Raw genomic sequence first — 19,196 nt, forward strand, 5'->3', positions numbered from 1 at the left:
AAACGCATGAGATCCGCCTATTTGGTCTTTTTGCCGCCGATATTCAGCGGTTTGCCCAGGTTGGAATTCGCGGTCGCCAGAACCTTGGGCTTTTCCTGCTTCGGTTTCTTGGCTTCGCGGTTGCCGTGGTGTTTCTGTTTGGTCATGTTGATCTCCGATCACGTTCCCCATGCGGACATCGCACAGGGCAGTCGCATCGTCAGGCGATCAGGGTTGCCCGTTTGGCCGGGGCGATGATCCGTGGGAGGCGGCAGGGACAAGACTCATCATCTCGGAGCCTGCATGCTCAAAATATGCCTGCTCTCGCTCACTTACAAGGGGTTTGATGCGGCCGGTCATGCAACACCCCAAGCCCGGAACCAAGGCCCCCGGCTGCCGGTCTTTCAGCGTTTGCTCGGTCAACGCCCGCCCGCCCGGCTACCGGAGCGGAAACGTTTCAGTAGGATTCTTCTGAGCGTAAGGAATGGAGGTGAATCAGCCGAAGTAGGTCGGTTTCGGTTTCTGCATAGCAAAATTAGGGGGGATAATTCGACGTTTAGGGCCGAAGGAAAGGCCGGTTCCACAGTCTTTGAACGTTCCGGCACTCAATTTGGAGCCATTAGGCAGTTCTAGGCCATCCCGAGTAAACCGAAAAATTCCTCCCAAAAGCTCCAATTGTCCACGAACCACGACGAAATCTCCTCTGAAATCCGCTTCGAAAAATATCTCGCCCTTATTCTTTATAAATTTTACCCAATTCGTTTTAAACTCTATGTCCCAATAGTCTTGAATTTCTGCAAAAACATCGTTGGCTTCAATTTTGATGTCGGGCCAGAAGTCATGTTTCGGCACCAAAACATCAAGTAGAAACTCTCCTTCCTCAAGTTTGTAATTAAACAAAGTCATACCGCCGAAAACCAAACACTTTCGGCAGCTTTCGATATGGATATTGCCAATTTTAAGGGCCTTTTGTGTTCCGTTTCCTCCTAACATGCCCCGAAAGCGCTTGTGGCGAATGTTGAACGGATTCTGCTTCAACGCGTACGCTTTGTTCTTCGACATTTTTCCGTAGTGACGATGGCACGTTGGGCAGAGTGCAATCATGTGCTTTGGATCGAAGTGCTGTTTGTCGTGCCATTCAATGATGTGGTGATAGTCGAGTATCGGGCTGCCGCAACTTGCACATCCGAAGCCCGATTCTTGGCGCAGTACGCGTTGAACGGGCTTGGGAGTATGCGGTCTTGCCTTCAAACATCCAGCTCCTCAACAAACTTCGCATTCGCCTGGATATACTCGAACCGTTTCTCCGGTTTCTTGCCCATCAGCCGCTCTACCAGATCGCCAGTTTCGCCCGGTTCATCCTCATCAATCGACACCCGAATCAATTTCCGGGTCAGGGATTCATCGTGGTGTCTTTCAGATCCTTGGCGTCCATCTCCCCCAGACCTTTGAACCGCGACACGTCGATCTTGCCTTTGCCGCCCAGACCCTTTTCCATCCACATCTCGCGTTCGGCCTCATCAAGGCAATAAACCCGCTTCGCCCCCTGCGTCAGGCGGAACAGCGGCGGACAGGCCAGATAAAGATGCCCGGAATCGATCATGGGCCGCATCTGGGTAAAGAAGAAGGTCATCAACAGCGCCGCGATATGCGCGCCATCGACATCCGCATCGGTCATGATGATGATCTTCTCATAGCGCAGATCGTCGATATTAAACCGCGATCCCAGCCCCACCCCCAGCGCCTGTGACAGGTCGTTGATTTCGGCGTTGGAGCCAAGCTTGGACGACGCCGCCCCCAGCACGTTCAGGATCTTGCCCCGCAGCGGCAAAAGCGCCTGCGTCTTGCGATCCCGGGCCATCTTGGCCGATCCGCTGGCGCTGTCGCCTTCGACGATGAACAGTTCAGTGCCGTCACGGTTGGAATTGGAACAATCCACCAATTTGCCGGGCAGGCGCAGCTTCTTGGTCGCCGATTTACGTGCGGTTTCCTTTTCCTGACGCCGTTTCAGCCGCTCCTCGGCCCGCAGCACAAGGAAATCAAGGATCGCGCCCGCCGATTTGGTATCCGCCGCGAGCCAGTTGTCGAAATGGTCGCGCACCGATCCTTCGACCAGTTTCGCCGCCTCGGTCGTGGCCAGCCGGTCCTTGGTCTGGCCAACAAATTCCGGTTCCCGGATGAAACAGCTGACCAGCGCGCAGCCCCCGGTCACCAAATCATCGCGCGTGATCTGCGCCGCTTTCTTGTTGTTGGACAATTCGCCATAGGCGCGAATGCCCTTAAGGATCGCGGCCCAAAACCCGCCTTCATGGGTGCCGCCCTCGGGCGTGGGGACGGTGTTACAATAGCTTTGGATAAATCCGTCGCGCGATGGCGTCCAGTTGATCGCCCATTCCACCTTGCCCGGCGCGCCGAATTTTTCGCGGAAATCGACCGTGCCCGCAAAGGGTTTGTCGGCATAGGTCGACGCCGTGCCCAGCGTTTCTGTCAGATAATCCGACAACCCGCCGGGAAAATGAAACGTCGCCTCGGTCGGGGTTTCCCCGTCGTCTATGCCGGATTTCCAACGGATCTCGACACCGGAAAACAGATAGGCCTTCGATCGCACCATCTTCAACAGACGTGCGGGTTTGAACCGGTGCTTGCCGAAAATCTGCTCATCCGCGTGAAAGGTCACGGTGGTGCCGCGCCGATTGGGGGCGGCACCAATCTTTTCGACCCCGCCCAGCGGGATGCCGCGCGAAAACCTCTGTTCAAACAACTCTTTGTTGCGCGCGACCTGAACCACCATCGAATCCGACAGCGCATTGACCACAGATGCACCGACGCCATGCAACCCGCCCGACGTCTCATAAGCATCGCCGGAAAACTTGCCGCCGGCGTGCAAGGTGCACAGGATCACCTCAAGCGCGGATTTTCCGGGGAATTTGGGGTGGGGGTCGATGGGAATGCCCCGGCCATTGTCGCGCACGGTGATGGCAAAATCTTCGTGCAATTCCACCTCGATACGCGTGGCGTGGCAGGCCACGGCCTCGTCCATCGAATTGTCCAGAACCTCGGCCACCAGATGGTGCAGCGCACGTTCATCCGTGCCGCCGATATACATGCCGGGACGCTTGCGCACCGGCTCCAACCCTTCGAGCACCTCGATATGGCTGGCATCATAGTCAGAAGTCGGAGGATACACCCAAAAGATCGTCGGCCATTTCGCTGCTCTTTGTTGGTCTTGATTGTCCGCCACTATGCCAGAGCGCGCAGGGCGGGAAAGGGTGTGGATCAAGTCCCGGTCACGTGAAGTGTAATGTGCAGGTGCTTTGCCATTCTTCTTGGCACAAATATCCCGGGGGGCCTTGGGGGGCTGGCCCCCCATCCGGTGGCGCGACCACGCACGCGGGCGTTGCGGACCAGCCACCAGATCCCGCCAAGGCAACCGCGGAACGCGTCTTGCCTGCCATGCCTCACAACTCATGCTCTGCGACCCACGCCTTTCAACCCATGCCTTGCAACCCGGGGCCTGAAACGCATTATGGCCTTGCACATTTATGGGAGGATACCATGCGTATTGCATTCACAGGCGGCACCGGAAAAGCAGGCAGCCATATCGTGCCCTGGTTGCGCAGCCGCGGCCATCGGGTGTTGAACCTTGATCTGAATGCGCCCCAGATCCCGGATAATCAAAGCATCGATCTGACCGACAGCGGTCAGGTGTTCAATGCGTTGTCGGGGTATTCCTGGTTTGATGAGCTGGACCTGCCGGAAAAGCCGCAATTCGATGCGGTGGTGCATTTCGCGGCTTTGGCCCGCATCCTGATCAAACCCGATAGCGAAACGTTCCGCGTCAATACGCTGTCAACCTACAACGTGCTGGAGGCAGCCGTGAAATTGGGCATTCCCAAGGTGATTTTTGCCTCCTCCGAAACGGCTTATGGCATTTGTTTCGCCCAGGGCGAAAAATTGCCGGACTATATCCCGGTCGATGAAGAACACCCGACCTTGCCGCACGACAGCTATGCCATGTCCAAGGTCTGTAATGAGGCCTGCGGCCGGTCGTTTCAGGCCCGCTCTGGCATCGACATCTATGGGCTGAGGATCAACAATGTGATCACACCGGATGAATACCAACGCGATTTCCCGGCCTTTGTCGCCGATCCGGCCCTGCGGCGGCGCAATATCTTTGGCTATATCGACGTGCGTGACCTGGGGCAGATGGTGGAACGGTGCCTGAAGACCGATGGATTGGGATATGAGGTGTTCAACGTCGCCAATGATGATCTGTCCACCGGCCTGACCAACGAAGAGGTACGGGCGCAATTTTATGCGGATGTGCCGGTCAAACGTGCGATGTCCGGCCATGACAGCATGTATTCAAACGCCAAGGCCAAAGACCTGCTGGGGTTTCAGCCGGAACACAGCTGGCGCGACGTGCTGGGCTGAGCCATGCGCAGTTTCGATCAGATCTTTGCACTGTCTGCCGCACGCAAGGGCGGTGCAGAGGCGCTGGAGGCCCTTTTGGTGAAACCCAAATCACCAGAGGAACTGGCGGCGATTCCCGAAGATCGCTGGTTGGCGGAGATGTCGCGCAATATCTTTCGCACCGGGTTGAGCTGGACGGTGATCGAAGCCAAATGGCCGGGATTCGAACAGGCGTTTGACGGATTTGATGTCGGGCGCAATGCGCTGATGGATGACGCGACATTCGACGCCTTGCTGACGGATACGCGGATCGTGCGCCATGGTGCCAAGATCCAATCGGTGCGCGACAACGCGGCCTTCCTTCTGGAGTTGCGTCAGGAGGGCGGTGTTGGCCATGTTCTGGGCGCCTGGCCAAATTCCGATTACATCGGCCTGCTCGACATGCTGAAAAAACGCGGCTCCCGGTTGGGGGCATCGACCGGGCAATACAGCATGCGGTTCATGGGCCGCGACGGCTTTGTCCTGTCGCGCGATGTGGTGGCGCGGCTGGTCGCCGAAGGTGTGGTGGACAAGACGCCGACCTCGAAATCGGCGATGCGGTCTGTGCAGCAGGCGTTTGATCAATGGGCGGCAGAGTCGGGGCGGTCATTGACAGAGATCAGCCGTGTGCTGGCGATGAGCATCGGCTGACCCGGCAAAAGGCGGGGAAAGGCCAGAAAAGAGAGGGGGCCGGCCCCTCGGCCTTTGGCCTCACCCCCGGGATATTTTTGGTCAGATGAAAGGCCCTTTGGGGGCATATCTGTCAGGGCCTGACGGTTTCCAATTCAAATTGCAGAAACAAAGGCACCGGGTCCGGGGTTTTCTTTTTGCGCGACAGGGAGATTGCGGCGCGGGTGGTGTCGCCAAATCCGGCCTCGTCCAGCAATGCGTTCAACCCGCTTTTATGTGTGATCGCGGCGGTGCGGGTGCGTTCGATTGCCGCCTGTTCGAGGAAGGACAGGTCTTCGACCTCGGAATGCGGTTCGGCGGGGGAAAAGACCACGATCACCCGCTCTCGTCCGAAGCTGGCGTCGGTGATCAGGATGTAATCTTCGTCCAGGGTGTCGCCGGGTTGCATCCGGCCATTGTCCATGAAGCTGATCGAATAATCCGAGCCAATGTAGAGAATGTTGAAATCCACTGGGCCCTTGGTGGTATTGCTGATGTGCAAGCCGATGGTGTCATTCGGCACCATACGTGGAACCTGGGCCCCGCTGAGCGGCTGTCGGCTGTCGGGGGCAACGCTTTCGCTGCCGGTATCGAAGCGGCCACGCACCAGGTCGGCCCCAACCTCGACCGCTGTGGCCCCGGCGGTTGCGGCCCCGACCTTCATCAGGTTCAGTGCGCGCGACATGATCAGCAGATGTGTGGCGACGACATCCGCCAGCTCCCCCGCGGTTTTGTCACCGGTGGATACCGATGGGACATTGGCCAATTCGCCGATATCCACAATGCCGGGGGCGGTCATGAACCAGAGCGCATCGGGCCGGGAGCTGTCGGCGAAAACCGCGAGGCGCACATCGGCCTGCGGGTCGCCGGCGGGGACAAACCTGATGCGCGGCCCGGTCAGGCCGGCCTCGCGGATGATCGCCAGCGCGGCGTCCAGCGCGGCGGCGGGGGCAGATCCCGGTGCAGGCAGGGCGACGTTCAAAGACAGGTCAAGAACCGTGCCAACCTTGCGCAGCACCGCGCCGGGGGGCAGGGCGTCGAGATCGAAATCACCAGCGGCCTTGGCAGAAAACGTGTCAGAGGAGGTCACGGTGAACCGCGCCAGGGCCTGATCGTCATCGTCGGCGGGAGAGGCCAGCAGGATCAATTCGGTGCCATTGTGCAGCCCGTGCAATTGCCCGGCGGCGAGACGCAAGGCGTCGCCGTCACGCGTCGCCCCCCATTGCAGGATACGGTCGCCCATGGTGCGGCCAAAGACCGGCAGATCCAGGTTGCCTTCGAACAGGGGCGTCGTGCGGGCAAGGTTTTGCGTGCCGTATTTGCGCAGCACTTCCTGGGCCAGTTGGCGGTAGGTGATGCCGGGGCGTTCGGCCAGGGTTTCGAACAGCGTATAGGTGAACACGCCTTGCAGGCGGCGGTCGGCCTGGCCTTTGGGCATGTTCTTTTCCGGGGTTGTCTCATTGGTCTGGGCCGCAAAGAAGGCCACCAGGTTGCCCATCTTGTCGCCGTCGGGTGTGGTCGAGACAACCGGCGGCGCGTCGCGGTCTCTGGGGTCGGGGGCGGCTTGGTTGGGAAGGCTGCGCGACTGGACCTCGGCGGCGGCCATGGCATCGGCCGGAATATGCAGGGCACCGGCGGGCAGCTGGCGCATGTAGACTTCTTCGTCGTTGGGTGCGGCGCGTGTTGCCGTGCCGGAATGGCAGCTGTCAAACACCACCCAGACATCGGCGCCGCGGGCGCGCAACCCGTCGATCATCGCGCCGATTTCGTCGTCGACCAATGCGTTTTCGACCTGGCCAATGGTGTCGTTCCACGGGCCCACATCCACCGGCAGGAATATCTCGTCCAGGCCGTCAAGTTCGGTTGACGGATCCGCCGCCGGGGTTTGCGACCCATGGCCGGAAAAATGCAGATAGACAAAATCGCCAGCCGCGACTTCGGCGGTTAGCTCTGCAAATTCGGTGCGGATTGCGGCCAGTGTCGGGGCTTGGGCGCCTGCGCGGCCATCGGCCAGAACGGTGATGTTGTCGGGGTCGAACGGCAGGGCGGGATTGCTGGCCAGATATTGCGCCACAAGATCCACATCATTGGCGCGGCCCCTTTAGCCAGAACCGTTTGTCCAGCGCCGGATAGGTGGAGGCCCCGATCAACAGCGCATGTGCCTCGCGTGCCAATGCGGTTGCCGGTGTAAGAAGGGCCAGAATGGCCAGCGCGCTTGCGGTCCGTTTCATCACCATCTCCTCAGTTGGTAATCAGGGAATAGCCGGAATGGGCGCGCCCGCGATTGCGCACCACGATGGTAAAGGCCGCCTCTTGCGCCGGGGTCCAGCCGCAATGGGCGATCGCGGAAATATCGGTGTCAGAACAGACCAGCCGCTGTTGTGCATCATAGACAAAGAGGTTGAGATCGGCGGCGCCTGTGCCTTCGACATAGACGTCGGCATATTCGCCGCCGCGGTAGGTCATCGCCGGATAGGTGTCGGTGCCGCCATTGCGGATCGAGGTGATGGAGTAGACCTGGCCACTGGACACGCCTTTGTCTTTTTCTGCACGGATGTCCTCGGCCAGACCAACAAGGATGGTGTCGGCGGGGGCCATGGCAATTGCGGTATCAAGGATGTCCTGCCAGCCCATGGGCGCGACATCGTCAAGCCCCTCGGGCGGTGGCATATCCTTGGCCGGTTGGCGCGCGACCTTGGTCAGGGTTACCGATTTGCGCAGTTTGGCCGCCGCCAATAGCAACAGCGGATCTTCGGCTTCGATCCCGGCCAGAAACAATTCCGCCGACAAGGCCGCGATTTGCGCGGTGCTGCGTTCGGCCAGGGCGGGCGCGGATAAAAAGCCACAAGCAACCGCTGCGGCAGTCAGGTAACGGAACATCGAAATGCCTCCTCTGCGAAATATCTTGTGGGGGATATTGCGGGCGCGGCCCCCATTTTCAAAGGGTTTCTTGTGGCATTGCTGCACTTAACAGGTCTTTTCATGTGCCTTGCGACATTGGCACACTTACCTTCACTGCACCAAGATTTCCCCAGAGGAGCATTTGATGCAGACCCTGAAACTCACCCGGCAGATGCGATATATCCTGCCGTTCTTGTCGTTGTTGGCCCTGACGATACCGGCGGGGGCGACGGCATTGTGCCGCCCGGATCAGGCGGGATTGAAACGCGCGATGGCGGCCACATTGGTGGTGGCGGGGGCGGATCGTGACCGGCGGTTTCTTGGCTCGGCGGTGTTGTGGAACGATGGCCGTTTCGCCGTTACCGCCGCGCATGTGGTTGGCGAGCGGCGCCGGGTGCGGCTGCGCAATGCCTTTGGCTTCGAAGTGATTGCCGAGGTTGTCATCATGGATGCTGCGCGCGATGTCGCCTTTGTCAAACTGGCCGAGGCCATCCTTGGCCGGGGGCTGGCCCTGCGCAGGACGGAACTGGCGCTGGGCGAACCGGTCTTTGCCATTGGTGCGCCGTTCGAGGCCGATCAAACCCTGACCGGCGGCATCATATCCGCCAAGGGGCGTCAGATTGATCCGGCTGTTCCGGTGTTTCTGATTCAGCATGATGCGGCGATCAATGTCGGGTCATCCGGGGGGGCGCTGGTGGATTGTGATGGCAATCTGCTGGGGATCAACGCCGAGCTGGTGCGCAATTCGCGGTTCTACGCGGCCTGTCTTATGCATTGCCCGCCGCGCTGCTGGAGGCCACGTTTGACGGCGTCTTGCAGGATGTTCCGGTGATTGGTCTGCGCCTGCGTCCCGTCGATGGCATGATTGCCGAAGCGCTGGGGATCGCGGATCGCATGGGGCTTTTGGTGGATTATGTCGTGCCGGGCAGTGCGGCGGACACAGCCGGTATTCGCGCCGGTGACATCCTTCTGGCCATTGATGGCCGGGCGATCCAGCGCGAGGGCGATTTCGCCCTGTTCATCGACGACCGCACGGGGCCGCAATCCGATGTCACCCTGATGCGGGGGCAGGATAAATTCCTTGTGACGCTGAAATTCACCATCGAAGGCGACAGCCTGATTTCCTCTGGCAGCTATGTGTTGGGCGCGCCGACCGCCGCCTTGTTGAACCATGTCGCGCCGGTGCCGGGCAAACGCTGTACATCGCTGAAGGATCTGGGGGTTATCCTGCGCGGTCGCCGGGTCAGCGAACTGGCCCCGACCAGCCCGGCCTATCTGGCGGGATTGTCGGTGGGCGATGAAATTCTGGCAATCGACGGTGTGCCGGTGGGCGACGCAGGTTTTGTGTGGCCAGAGATTGAGGGGCCTGTTGTCCTTCTTGTGCGGGGCGCAGGGGGTCAGACCCGGCATGTGGTCTTTGATCCGTTTTCAAATGAACAGGGGATGCGCCCCATCGGCGGGGCGGTTGTGCTTGACCCCGTTGTGATTACACTTTGATCAGGAGACAACGATGACACATGAGGTTATGACTCTGGACAACGACCAAGATCAACTGGCCGAGAAACCCCGCCGTATTCTGATCGTCGAAGACGATGCCGCCGCCGCGCGCGCCATGTCGGATGCCGTGGCGGATCTGGGCTGCGAGGCCATCGTGATGCGCAGCTATGGCGACGGGGTAAAGGCCGCCGGGCTGGCCGATTTTGCCGTCATCATCTTTGACCGGATGCTGCCCGGCGGTGATGGTGTCGACGCGATTGCCAAGATCCGCGCGGGCGGGTCGACGGCGCTGATCCTTGTGGTGTCGGCGCTGGGCCGCGCTGCGAACAAGATCGAGGGCCTGGAAAAAGGCGCCGACGACTATCTTGCCAAACCATTCGATCCCGAAGAGCTGCGCGCGCGATTGCGGGCCTTGTTGCGGCGGCAGGAAATGACAGTGCTGGACAATGACCTGATTGCCTTTGGCGATCTGGAAATTCGGATGAAGGCCCGCACTGTGCATGTCAAAAACGACCACGTTGCCGTCAGCCCGAAAGAGTTCGAATTGATCACCTATTTTGCGCGCAACGCCGGGCAGGTAGTGACACGGATGCAGCTGCTGGAACATGTCTGGAACCTACATTTCGACCCGCAAACCAATGTGGTGGATGTGCATGTTGGCCGGTTGCGGCGCAAATTGGACACGGCGGCGGGCCGCCCGGTGATCCATACCGCGCGCGGCGAGGGCTATATCTTTGATCCGAACCGGGGGCATACATGAAGCCGATGCGTTTGGCGCGCTCTGCCAGCCTGCGGCTGACACTGGCGATTGCCGGTCTTGTCCTGTTCATGGCGCTTTTGGCGATGGCGGTGCAATACCGCACTGCGTCGCTTGCGCTGGAACGGCAGCAAGATGCGCTGTTGAAATCCGACATCGACAGTTTTGCCGAGTTATACGACCAGCGCCGCATTCCGGCGTTGCGTCAGGCGATTGTCGATCGCGCTGCCCAGACTTCACAGGGTCAGGCACTGTATCTGTTGCAGGATCGCGACGGCACCACCCTGGCCGGGAACATTGCGGATTGGCCCCGGGATCTGCCCGCGATGGCCTGGCGGCGTCAGCGAAGATGCGCCGCGCACCTTCACGCTTCCTGCCGGTGGGGTGGAATACAATGGTGTGGCGCGGGTGCTGCCGGGGGGCTTTCCGCTGCTGGTGGCGCGGGCCAATACGCTGACCTCTGATACCCTGTCGCAGATGCGCGGCACGATCCTGTGGATGGCCCTGGCGCTGGTCGGGATGGCGGCTGTGACGGGTGGGTTTGTCTCGCGGTTGGTGCTGCGCCGGATTGATGCGGTCAATGATCTGGCCGACCGGGTGGCGGGGGGCGATCTTGCGGCGCGACTGCCCGGTGTGCGCAGCCCGGACGAATTCGGCGCGCTCGAAGACCACATGCATTCGATGCTGGACCGTATTCAGAATCTCAACGCCGCGACCAACCGGTTGTCCGATGCCATCGCGCATGAGCTGCGCACGCCGCTGAACCGCATTCAACAGAAGCTGGACAAGCTGGAGGGCCAGCCAGAGCTGGTGGCCGATATCCGCGGCGAACTGCGCGGCACGATCCGCATTTTCGACGCACTTCTGGATATTTCCGGCGCTTTGGCCGAACAGGGGCAGCGCCCCGGTCTGGTGCCGCTGGATCTTGGCGAAGTCGCGGCAGAGGTGTTTGATCTCTATGAACCTGTGGCGGAAGAGGCCGGGTTGACCTGCCGGTTCGGCGCAGAGCCGGGTCTGCACATGCTGGGCGACAGGTCGCTGTTGGCCCAGTTGATGTCCAATCTGCTCGATAATGCGATCAAGTTCTGCAACCCCGGCGACACCATCACCCTGACCGCCCGCGACATTGGGGGTTTTCACATTCTGGAAGTGTCGGACACCGGCCCCGGCGTGCCGGCCGATCTTCAGGATGATCTGTTCGAACGTTTCACACGCGCCGAGCGCGATCGTGACAAGGCCGGTCATGGCCTTGGTTTGGCCCTGGTTCAGGCCATCGCCGCCCGCCATGGTGCCAAGCTGGATCTGCCGCGCAAACCGAAAGGTTTTGCCATTACCATCGCATTCCCTAAGCTTGACGGGCAATTAATTGATTCGTGAGCGAATTTCATGCTTCGAAGGGGGGTTGCAGCGCTTGGTTTGATGGCGGGCTTGATGCTTGCTCTGGCCAGCTGCGCTGCATTGAATAAACCGCTGAACCTGGCCTTGGTTGCGGGGGCGCGGATGGGGGAATCCACCGTTTGCCGGCATTGATCCGTCTGCGGAGGGCGAGGTCTATGTCGGGCTGGCGTTTTCCGGTGGCGGCATGCGGGCCTCGGCCTTTGCGCATGGCGTGCTAGAGGAATTGCGCGCATTGTCGCGATCGGACCAGAACCCCTATGGCGTGTTGTCTGATGTGCGTCTGGTCACCGGCGTGTCCGGTGGGTCGGTGACGGCGGCGCATTTCGGTCTGTACGGGCCGCCCGCGGTCGATGGCTATCGCGAGAAATATCTGATCACCAATGCCGAAAAATACATGGCCAATTCGCCGCTCAACCCGATGACGCTGGTGCGGGGATTGTCCGGCGGGGCCAATGGGCGGCGCACCTTTGGCCGGTATCTGGACGAGGTGCTTTTTCAGGGTGCAACATTCGGCGATATGGCGCGGCGGTCCCATATCAAGACCTGGATCAACGCCACCGATGTCGCCAACAAGGTCACCTTTCTGTTCAGCCCCGAAACCTTTGATGCGCTCTGTTCCGATCTGTCGAAATTTCCGCTGTCGGATGCGGTTGCGGCGTCGGCGGCCTTTCCGTTGGTGTTTTCGCCCATCGTGCTTGAGGCGCATTCCGGCAAATGTGATTACACCGAACCCGACTGGCTGACCGCTGCGCGTCACAACCCAGAGGCCACGGCGGCCATGGTCGCCCATGCCGAGGCGCTGGAAAGTTATGCGACGGGCAAGGATGTGAAATACCTGAAACTGCTGGACGGTGGCATCACCGATAATTTCGGCACCACCGGATTGGCAGTGGAACGCGCCCGCGCCGAAAACCCCTATGCGCCGCTGACGCCCGCCGAAGCGGTCAAGATGAAACGCGCGCTGTTTCTGGTGGCGGATGCCGGGACGCGGCGCGATCTGGGGTGGACATCGCGGCTGCGCGGGCCGGGCGGGGTGCAGCTTGCGATGTCGATTGCAAATGCCTCCATGGGGGCGGCGTCGCGCACCGGCTATGATGCGATGCGGCTGCAAATCTCTGATTGGGAACGTGATCTGGTGAGCTATCGTTGCAGCCTTGGCGCGGCAGAGGTGCGGCGGCTGCGCGGCAGTTCCAAGGGATGGGATTGCCGGGATGTGAAATTCTTTGTCGGGCAGGTTTCGTTCCGGGGGTTGCCGGGTGAGATGCGCAGTGAGCTGGACGAAATTCCCACGCGGCTGCGCCTGAAGGTGGATCAGGTGGACAAATCGATCCAGGCTGGCCGCCTGTCGACGCGAACAAATGCTCAGGTTCAGGGGTTCCTGCGCGCGGCCGGCTATGTCGAAACCGATCCGCTGTTGGCGCGCGGCCCCGGTCCCGGTCCGCGCCGTATCGCCCCCTTGCGGAAAGAATGACAAATGCGGTCAGTGTGGCAGAGAGGCTTGATGGGACGGCGAAATCGGACAAGATTAACGTCATGACACGAAGCATCCTGCATATACCCTTTCTTGCCCTGACCTGCGGGCTTGCGGCCCCGGCCAACGCCGAGATCCGCGCGCTTTTGGTTGGGGTCTCGGACTATCAATATCTGGACGCTGATCTGCGCGGTCCGGCCAATGACGTCGGGTTGATGGCGCGGGCGCTGATTGCGCGCGGCGCACATGCGGCGGATATTACCGTGCTGGCCGACCCATCGGCGCAATTGCCCGAAGGCGTGGCCAATGCCGGTCTGCCAACCCGTGATGCGATCCTGTCCGGGCTGGACGCTCTGGCGTCCACCGCGACGGATGCCACCCATGCCGTATTCTATTTTTCCGGTCACGGCACCCAGATGCCCGACGCCAACGGGGATGAACAGGGTGGTTTTGACGAGATTTTTCTGCCCGTGGATGCGCGCGGCTGGTCCGGTGCGGCGGGCATGGTGGAAAACGCCATTGTCGATGATGAGCTGACGCCAAAGATGCAGGCCATTCTTGATACCGGTGCGCAACTGGTGGCGATGCTGGATGCCTGTCATTCCGAAACCGGTTTTCGCGCTTTGCCCGATGATCCCGCCGCGCCGGTCGCGCGTTACATTGCGCCGGCGCTGTTGAACCTGCCCGACGGTCTGCCCGCGGATCTGCCAGAGGTCAGAGAGACGCTGCCACCGGCGGCACCGCTGACCGGCGATTTTGTCTTTCTCTATGCGGCACAATCCAACCAGCGGGCGTTTGAATACCCGATGGGCGACCCGGCGGATGACGCCAATTGGTACGGTGATTTCACCCGCACCGTGGCTGGCGCATTGGAAAGCGGCGCGGCGCTGACCTGGGGCGATGTGCTGCAAAATGCGATGGCGGAAATGAATGCCAATTCCCCGGCCACCCAGACCCCCGATGCCGAAGGCACATTGCTGGCCAGCGCGGTGTTGGGGCAAACCGAACCGGTGCCCGCCGCGATCCGCCTGACAGGTGGAAAGTTGCAATCCGGCAGTCTTCAAGGGGTCCAGAACGGCGCGGTTTACGAAGTTCTCGACAGCCCCGGCGGCACGCTGTTGGCCGAGGTGACGGTGATCGGTGTCACGCCGACATCTGCCACTCTTACCAGCGCAACCCGCGTGCCGGGGCAGGGATTTGCCCGGTTGAAAACGCCGGGCCGCCCGGAACCGCTGCGCATTGCCGGGCCGATTGTGGCGGACGGTGCCGACTATAGCGCCTTTCTGGCCGAGATTGCCCGCCTGCGCGCCGCCGCCGCGCCGGATGGCGTACAGTGGAGCGAGGCCGGGCCCGGCAGAATTCACCCTTGTGCTGACGGGGGGTGCGCTTGCACTGGCCGGGCGCGACGGGGTTGTCGACGGGGCAGGGGCCGGCAGCGCGCCGCGCGCCAGCGACCCGGCGAACCTTCATGATTTCCTGGATCGTGCCGCGCGCACTCTGCGGTTGCGCGCGGCGGTGTCCCAGGTCTCGTCCGGGCGCACCGGGCTGTCGCTTTCGGGCTTTGGTCCGAAATACCGGCTGAGTCACATCGCCGTCACCGACCCGGATGCCGCCTGTGACACCGGCGCGGTGCAGGACGAACGCCCTGTGTCGAAAACCGTGGTGGTCACCCATTGCGATCAGCTTTGGCTCAGCGTGCATAATCCGTCCAACACGCCCCGGGATGTGACCGTGCTTTATATTGATGCCGACAATCGCATCACCGCGATCTGGCCGGAACAGGGCCTGTCGAACCGTGTCGGTTTTGACGAAGAGATCGAGGTCGGCCTGTTGGTCCAGAACCCTGAACCCGCCCGAAACGGGGTAGAGGAAATTTTGGTGCTTGCGGTCCCGGCCAAGGACATGTCGCCGCGCACAGTGCTGACCGCCCTGGCCGATCCCGCCCCGACCCGCGCCATCCCGAAAGAGGCCTCTGGCAGCGTGTCCTGGCTTTTGCAGGCGTCCCTGCCGGATGCCGCGACCCGCAACCTGACATTGCCCGGCGCCATGTCGGCCTTGGAAGTGACGCGGTTTTCCATCAAACTGGAGCCCGATTAACCAACAACAACACAACAACATCACGGGGCTCTGCCCGTTCGAACCATATTCCATACTCAATAAACATAGGATTGATTGCTATGACCCACACCAAAACCTTTCTGGCTGCTGCTTTGACAGGGTTGATGACCCTGAGCAGCACCGCTATGGCCCAGGACAACAGCGAAGACGGGATGATGGCTGACCCGAACAAGGCCAACCCATTTGCCTTTGCCTCTTCTGATGCCAAAAGCACAATGCTGGACGAACAGATGGCCGCAGCCGAGGCCGCAGGCGACCGTGTGGTCGGCGGCGAAGTGGCCGGCGATGGCGCATGGCCCTGGCAGGTTGCGCTGATGGTGGCAGGCCAGCCAACAACCCCCGACGCTCAATTCTGTGGCGGCTCGATGGTGCTCGACAACTGGGTGCTGACCGCGGCGCATTGCGTGTTCATGCCCGATGGCAACGGCGGTAATTTCCTGCTTGATCCCAGCCAGTTCGACATTCTGGTCGGCACCAACACCATTGCCGATGGCGCGGGGGAACGTGTGGCCGTTGCCGGGGTGTTCCGTCACCCGGAATATGACCCGCGTCTGTTCAACAACGATATTGCGTTGATCAAACTGGCGAGCACACCAACCGTGTCTTACCAGACGATCAATGTCCCGGATTCCGAATTTGGCGAGGTCATCGACCAACAGGGTATCCCGACCATCGTGACCGGTTGGGGTCTGGTGAATGGCGCCAAACGCACCGACGTGATGATGCAGGCGGAAATTCAGATCCTGTCGCGCGAAGCCTGTAACAACGCGATGATGGAGGCCCGCGCCAACTTTGCCGCGCCGCGTCTGGTCGAGGCTGCAAATGTGTTCCAGCTGGATCAATCGCAAACCGATGAAGTCTGGCAGGAAATGCTGGCGCGTGCGCCGCTGCCGCTGTCGCCCAACATGCTGTGTTCCGGTACTTTCGAAGGTGGCAAGACCTCTTGCCAGGGTGACTCCGGCGGTCCGCTGGTCGTGCCATTGGACGACGGCAGCTATATTCAGGCCGGTGTTGTCAGCTGGGGTCTGGTGGGCAATGGATCGACCACCTGTGCCGAAGACGCTTATTTCTCGGTTTACACCAAGGCTTCGAAATTCGTGCCTTGGCTGAACCAGACCATCAGCGCCAACTAAGACGACATGGGGCGCCTTACGCATATCCTTTGCCGGGCCAGCATCGTTCTGGCCCGGCTTTTTTGCGCCGGTGTTTCGCCGCGTGCGGCGGGCGGTGTCACGGGCGGTGGCACGGGCATGTGCCGTGGGGCGATGACAGGGCTGCGGCGGGGATGTGTCATCCTGATGCTGCTGGCCGCACCTTTGGCGGCGCAAAATGCAAATGATGCCGGGGATGTGCCGCCGGAACCGGGGCTGCCGACCCCGAACGAGGTGCTGGCCGATGTCGACAAGGGCATCAAGCTGGCGCAACAGGGCGACATGACTGCGGCCTATGAAATTCTCGACCGGGTCAATCAAATCACCTACGAACATGACTACCCCGGCCTTTCCAAACATTACCCGAACCTCGGTTTGGCCTATTACAATTATGAACAACGCGATTGGTCAGAGGTGCTGCGGTTTTCCGCTTCGGTTGCCACCGGGTTGTCGTCAGACGGATTTCCCGATCATCCCTATCGTATCGCGGCCAGCGCGTTGCAGGGGGCCGCGCTGCGGATGCAGGTCCGTCTGCCAGAGGCAGAGATCATCCTGCGCAATGCCGTCGCCGAAAGCCGTGGCAGACCGGAACTGGCCGGGATTCATGGTCTGGCGTTTTACCATCTTGGCATGGCTGTGACCGATCTTGACCGCGACGACCGGGATAAGATCACTTCGGCCTTTCTTAATGAATGGAGCAGCGACTGGCTGGTGTCCCTGGAAGAGGCGCTGATCCTCAATTACCGCGATATTGTGAATGACAAGAGACGGCAGGGCGACATGCCACGTGCCATCCGCCGCACCCGCAATCTGGTGGCGGCCACCGCCGCCGCCGAAGATATCGACCTGCGTCGCGTGGCGGGGTTCCGGGGCTATCTGGGCGTCTTGATGGCGGAATCCGGTGAATGGGACACTGCGCTTGGTTATCTGCAACAGGAATATGATTATTACCGCGACGTCGGCATCACCGGCACCGATCTGAATGAAAACATTCTGTATCTCGGTCAGGTGCTGCGCTATGGTCGCGATCCGCAAGAGGGGTATCAGTTCTTTGAGAATGAAATCGCGCTGGCCCGCCAAACCGGTGCAGAGCCTGTCTATATCGCGCGGTTCCTGACGCAGCAGGCGCATATTGCCAAATTCCTCGAAGATATTGACGATGCGCAACGGCTCTACCGCGAGGCTTATGCCGAGGTGCGCAGCGTTGATCGTGCCAATCATTGGGTGGCCCGGGGGGTGCGCAAATACATCGACCTCGATCATCCCGGCATGAAGGATTTTGCCTTTGCCTCGGAACTGGGGGCGATTGATGCGGTTCAGTTTGATCTTGCCCCCGACGGCGCCGATGTGCTGCGCCTGTTCTTCGAGGGCAATTATCTGGCGCTGGATGCGGTGCTGGCGCGGTTCGAGGACGAGGGCCGTTCCGAAACCATCGAATACCAATTGAACCGGGCGCTGTATCTGGCGGTGATCGGCAAATACCACGAAAGCCTGACGCTGCTTGACCGGGCCCGGCGCACCGCGCGCACCACCAACGGCGGTGGCGTTGCGGCCAATGCGCTGATTTTTGATCAGATCGAAGTGATCGCCAAGGTCTGGGGCACGGGCCATGAACCGGAAACCGCACAGGGCGCGCTGGACCGGATGCGGGCGCGGTTGCCGAACATGACGGATGGGGAACGCAGCCTTTATCATGCGCTTTTGGCGTTCAAACATTTCCGGTTAAGCCATTACGCCGAAATGCAGGCGATCCTGGAGATTTGGTTCGCCGAATATGGCCGCACGCGGACAACCGGGATCTGGGACATCTATGCCGCCACGGTCATCATGGAAATGTCCTTTGGCAATATGGACGAGGCCCTGAACGAAGCTTTGTTGGCGGATACGTTGAGCGCGCTCAAGACCTATCCCACCATGACCCTGGCGCGGGATTATCTGCGGCTGGTCAAGGTGCTGAATTCGCGCAAGGGCATTTTCTCGGATGAGGCCATGGTCGAATTGGGCACCTTGGTCGCCAGCATCGGCGGCTCTGTGCCGCGCGATCATTCGATGCTGGCCGCGACGCAATTCGGGCTGGCCAATGCGCATGGCTGGCGTGGCAATCGCGAGGAATCCTTGCATTGGCTGCGCGAAACCGCCGCCACGCTGCGGGCATCCCCCTATTTCCGCGAGGATGTGAATTCCTTTTTGCTGGCGCGGCAATCCCGCATGTTGCGCGAATTGGGCCGTGTCGACGAAGCGCATTCCATCGCGCAAGAAGCGTTGAAAGCGATTGATCCGCGCACCGCCCGGCTGGATCTGATCGGCGAGATCTATCAAAATACCGCGCTTGCGCTCAAGGATCGGACAAACAACGACCACAAGGTCGTGGCCTTTCTGGATACCGTATTGGATGACCCAGAGGTTTTTGCGCGTTTCACACCGATGGATCAGGTGGGATTGCTGCGGATCAAGGCGGATTCTCTGGCCAATTACGCCGAACTTTCGGAAATTCTTGCAACGCTGGATCGCGCCGCATTGGTGATGGAGGATTCCGATCTGGACTGGCGGTTGCAGCAATCCAGCCTTTACTGGTCGCGCGCGATTGCGAATTACTGGAATGATGCGACCGGAGAGGGGCTGTTGGATATGATGTACAGCAATGACATCTATGTCGAATGGCTGGCCTCGATCCGGGCGTCTTCCGGGGCAGAGGGGGTGGACCCCGACGGATTTCGTCTTCGCGCCGATTGGGAGGCGCTGATCGGTTGGGATTACGCGCAAACATTGCCGCCTGATCCGCAATGAACCGCGTCGGGCCCAA

Annotated in this window: 17 protein-coding genes and 1 pseudogene; 12 read left to right on the forward strand and 6 right to left on the reverse strand. The window is 60.5% G+C overall.

The genetic code is table 11. The annotated features are described in order from the left end of the window. Positions 1-17: 17 nt before the first annotated feature. The 3 genes and pseudogenes from AC0L4F_RS22375 to parE form a co-directional block, all read right to left on the reverse strand. Positions 18-146 (reverse strand): hypothetical protein, encoded by a 129-nt coding sequence (locus AC0L4F_RS22375; RefSeq protein WP_280520737.1) that lies wholly within the window; start codon positions 144-146, stop codon positions 18-20. A gap of 328 nt (positions 147-474) precedes the next feature. Continuing rightward, positions 475-1,230: an HNH endonuclease signature motif containing protein gene (locus tag AC0L4F_RS22380; protein ID WP_244691559.1), complete on the reverse strand. Its 756-nt coding sequence runs from the start codon at positions 1,228-1,230 to the stop codon at positions 475-477. Next, positions 1,227-3,185, reverse strand: a pseudogene (parE, locus tag AC0L4F_RS22385) (DNA topoisomerase IV subunit B). The gene AC0L4F_RS22380 and the pseudogene parE overlap by 4 nt, the downstream one beginning before the upstream one ends. 349 nt (positions 3,186-3,534) lie before the next feature. Here parE and AC0L4F_RS22390 point away from each other — a divergent pair. Both AC0L4F_RS22390 and AC0L4F_RS22395 read left to right on the forward strand, forming a co-directional pair. Continuing rightward, positions 3,535-4,413 carry an NAD-dependent epimerase/dehydratase family protein gene (locus AC0L4F_RS22390; RefSeq protein WP_244691560.1) on the forward strand — a complete coding sequence of 293 codons (879 nt, stop codon included), beginning with the start codon at positions 3,535-3,537 and terminating at the stop codon, positions 4,411-4,413. A gap of 3 nt (positions 4,414-4,416) precedes the next feature. Next, positions 4,417-5,082: a DNA-3-methyladenine glycosylase I gene (locus tag AC0L4F_RS22395; protein ID WP_244691561.1), complete on the forward strand. Its 666-nt coding sequence runs from the start codon at positions 4,417-4,419 to the stop codon at positions 5,080-5,082. 112 nt (positions 5,083-5,194) lie between these two features. Here the strand turns inward: AC0L4F_RS22395 and AC0L4F_RS22400 are convergent, their stop codons facing one another. The 3 genes from AC0L4F_RS22400 to AC0L4F_RS22410 are packed head-to-tail and all read right to left on the reverse strand — an operon-like array spanning position 5,195 to position 7,980. Beyond that, positions 5,195-7,174 carry a caspase family protein gene (locus AC0L4F_RS22400; protein WP_244691562.1) on the reverse strand — a complete coding sequence of 660 codons (1,980 nt, stop codon included), beginning with the start codon at positions 7,172-7,174 and terminating at the stop codon, positions 5,195-5,197. A 10-nt stretch (positions 7,175-7,184) separates the two neighbouring features. After that, the gene (locus AC0L4F_RS22405; RefSeq protein WP_244691564.1) at positions 7,185-7,331 is read right to left on the reverse strand and encodes a hypothetical protein; all 147 of its coding nucleotides are present in this window, start codon (positions 7,329-7,331) and stop codon (positions 7,185-7,187) included. A gap of 10 nt (positions 7,332-7,341) precedes the next feature. Next, on the reverse strand, positions 7,342-7,980 hold the full coding sequence (locus tag AC0L4F_RS22410; protein WP_244691567.1) for a hypothetical protein: 639 nt from the start codon (positions 7,978-7,980) through the stop codon (positions 7,342-7,344). Positions 7,981-8,146: 166 nt separating this feature from the next. Here AC0L4F_RS22410 and AC0L4F_RS22415 point away from each other — a divergent pair, with 166 nt between their 5' ends. The 10 genes from AC0L4F_RS22415 (at position 8,147) to AC0L4F_RS22460 (ending at position 19,180) form a co-directional block, all read left to right on the forward strand. Beyond that, complete coding sequence (locus tag AC0L4F_RS22415; protein WP_244691569.1) at positions 8,147-8,833, forward strand: S1C family serine protease; 687 nt, start codon at positions 8,147-8,149, stop codon at positions 8,831-8,833. Next, positions 8,776-9,498, forward strand: coding sequence for a PDZ domain-containing protein (locus AC0L4F_RS22420; RefSeq protein WP_244691571.1), 723 nt, complete (start codon positions 8,776-8,778; stop codon positions 9,496-9,498). The genes AC0L4F_RS22415 and AC0L4F_RS22420 overlap by 58 nt, the downstream gene beginning before the upstream one ends. 13 nt (positions 9,499-9,511) lie before the next feature. After that, positions 9,512-10,258 (forward strand): response regulator transcription factor, encoded by a 747-nt coding sequence (locus tag AC0L4F_RS22425; protein WP_244691573.1) that lies wholly within the window; start codon positions 9,512-9,514, stop codon positions 10,256-10,258. Next, on the forward strand, positions 10,255-10,719 hold the full coding sequence (locus AC0L4F_RS22430; RefSeq protein ID WP_244691575.1) for a hypothetical protein: 465 nt from the start codon (positions 10,255-10,257) through the stop codon (positions 10,717-10,719). The genes AC0L4F_RS22425 and AC0L4F_RS22430 overlap by 4 nt, the downstream gene beginning before the upstream one ends. Beyond that, the gene (locus AC0L4F_RS22435) at positions 10,655-11,632 is read left to right on the forward strand and encodes a sensor histidine kinase (protein ID WP_244691577.1); all 978 of its coding nucleotides are present in this window, start codon (positions 10,655-10,657) and stop codon (positions 11,630-11,632) included. The genes AC0L4F_RS22430 and AC0L4F_RS22435 overlap by 65 nt, the downstream gene beginning before the upstream one ends. Before the next feature lie 109 nt (positions 11,633-11,741). Next, positions 11,742-13,124, forward strand: coding sequence for a patatin-like phospholipase family protein (locus tag AC0L4F_RS22440; protein WP_244691579.1), 1,383 nt, complete (start codon positions 11,742-11,744; stop codon positions 13,122-13,124). Between the two features lie 62 nt (positions 13,125-13,186). Further along, positions 13,187-14,596 carry a caspase family protein gene (locus AC0L4F_RS22445; RefSeq protein ID WP_244691581.1) on the forward strand — a complete coding sequence of 470 codons (1,410 nt, stop codon included), beginning with the start codon at positions 13,187-13,189 and terminating at the stop codon, positions 14,594-14,596. Continuing rightward, a complete protein-coding gene (locus AC0L4F_RS22450; protein WP_244691584.1) occupies positions 14,493-15,221 on the forward strand; it encodes a hypothetical protein in 729 nt (242 codons plus the stop codon). Before AC0L4F_RS22445 ends, AC0L4F_RS22450 begins: the two co-directional genes overlap by 104 nt. An 80-nt stretch (positions 15,222-15,301) precedes the next feature. Then, positions 15,302-16,375 carry a serine protease gene (locus AC0L4F_RS22455; protein ID WP_244691586.1) on the forward strand — a complete coding sequence of 358 codons (1,074 nt, stop codon included), beginning with the start codon at positions 15,302-15,304 and terminating at the stop codon, positions 16,373-16,375. Positions 16,376-16,381: 6 nt separating this feature from the next. After that, positions 16,382-19,180, forward strand: a complete 2,799-nt coding sequence (locus tag AC0L4F_RS22460; protein ID WP_244691588.1) for a hypothetical protein — start codon at positions 16,382-16,384, stop codon at positions 19,178-19,180. The last annotated feature ends 16 nt before the right edge of the window (positions 19,181-19,196 follow it).

Source organism: Marinovum sp. J2-8, from assembly GCF_055808435.1.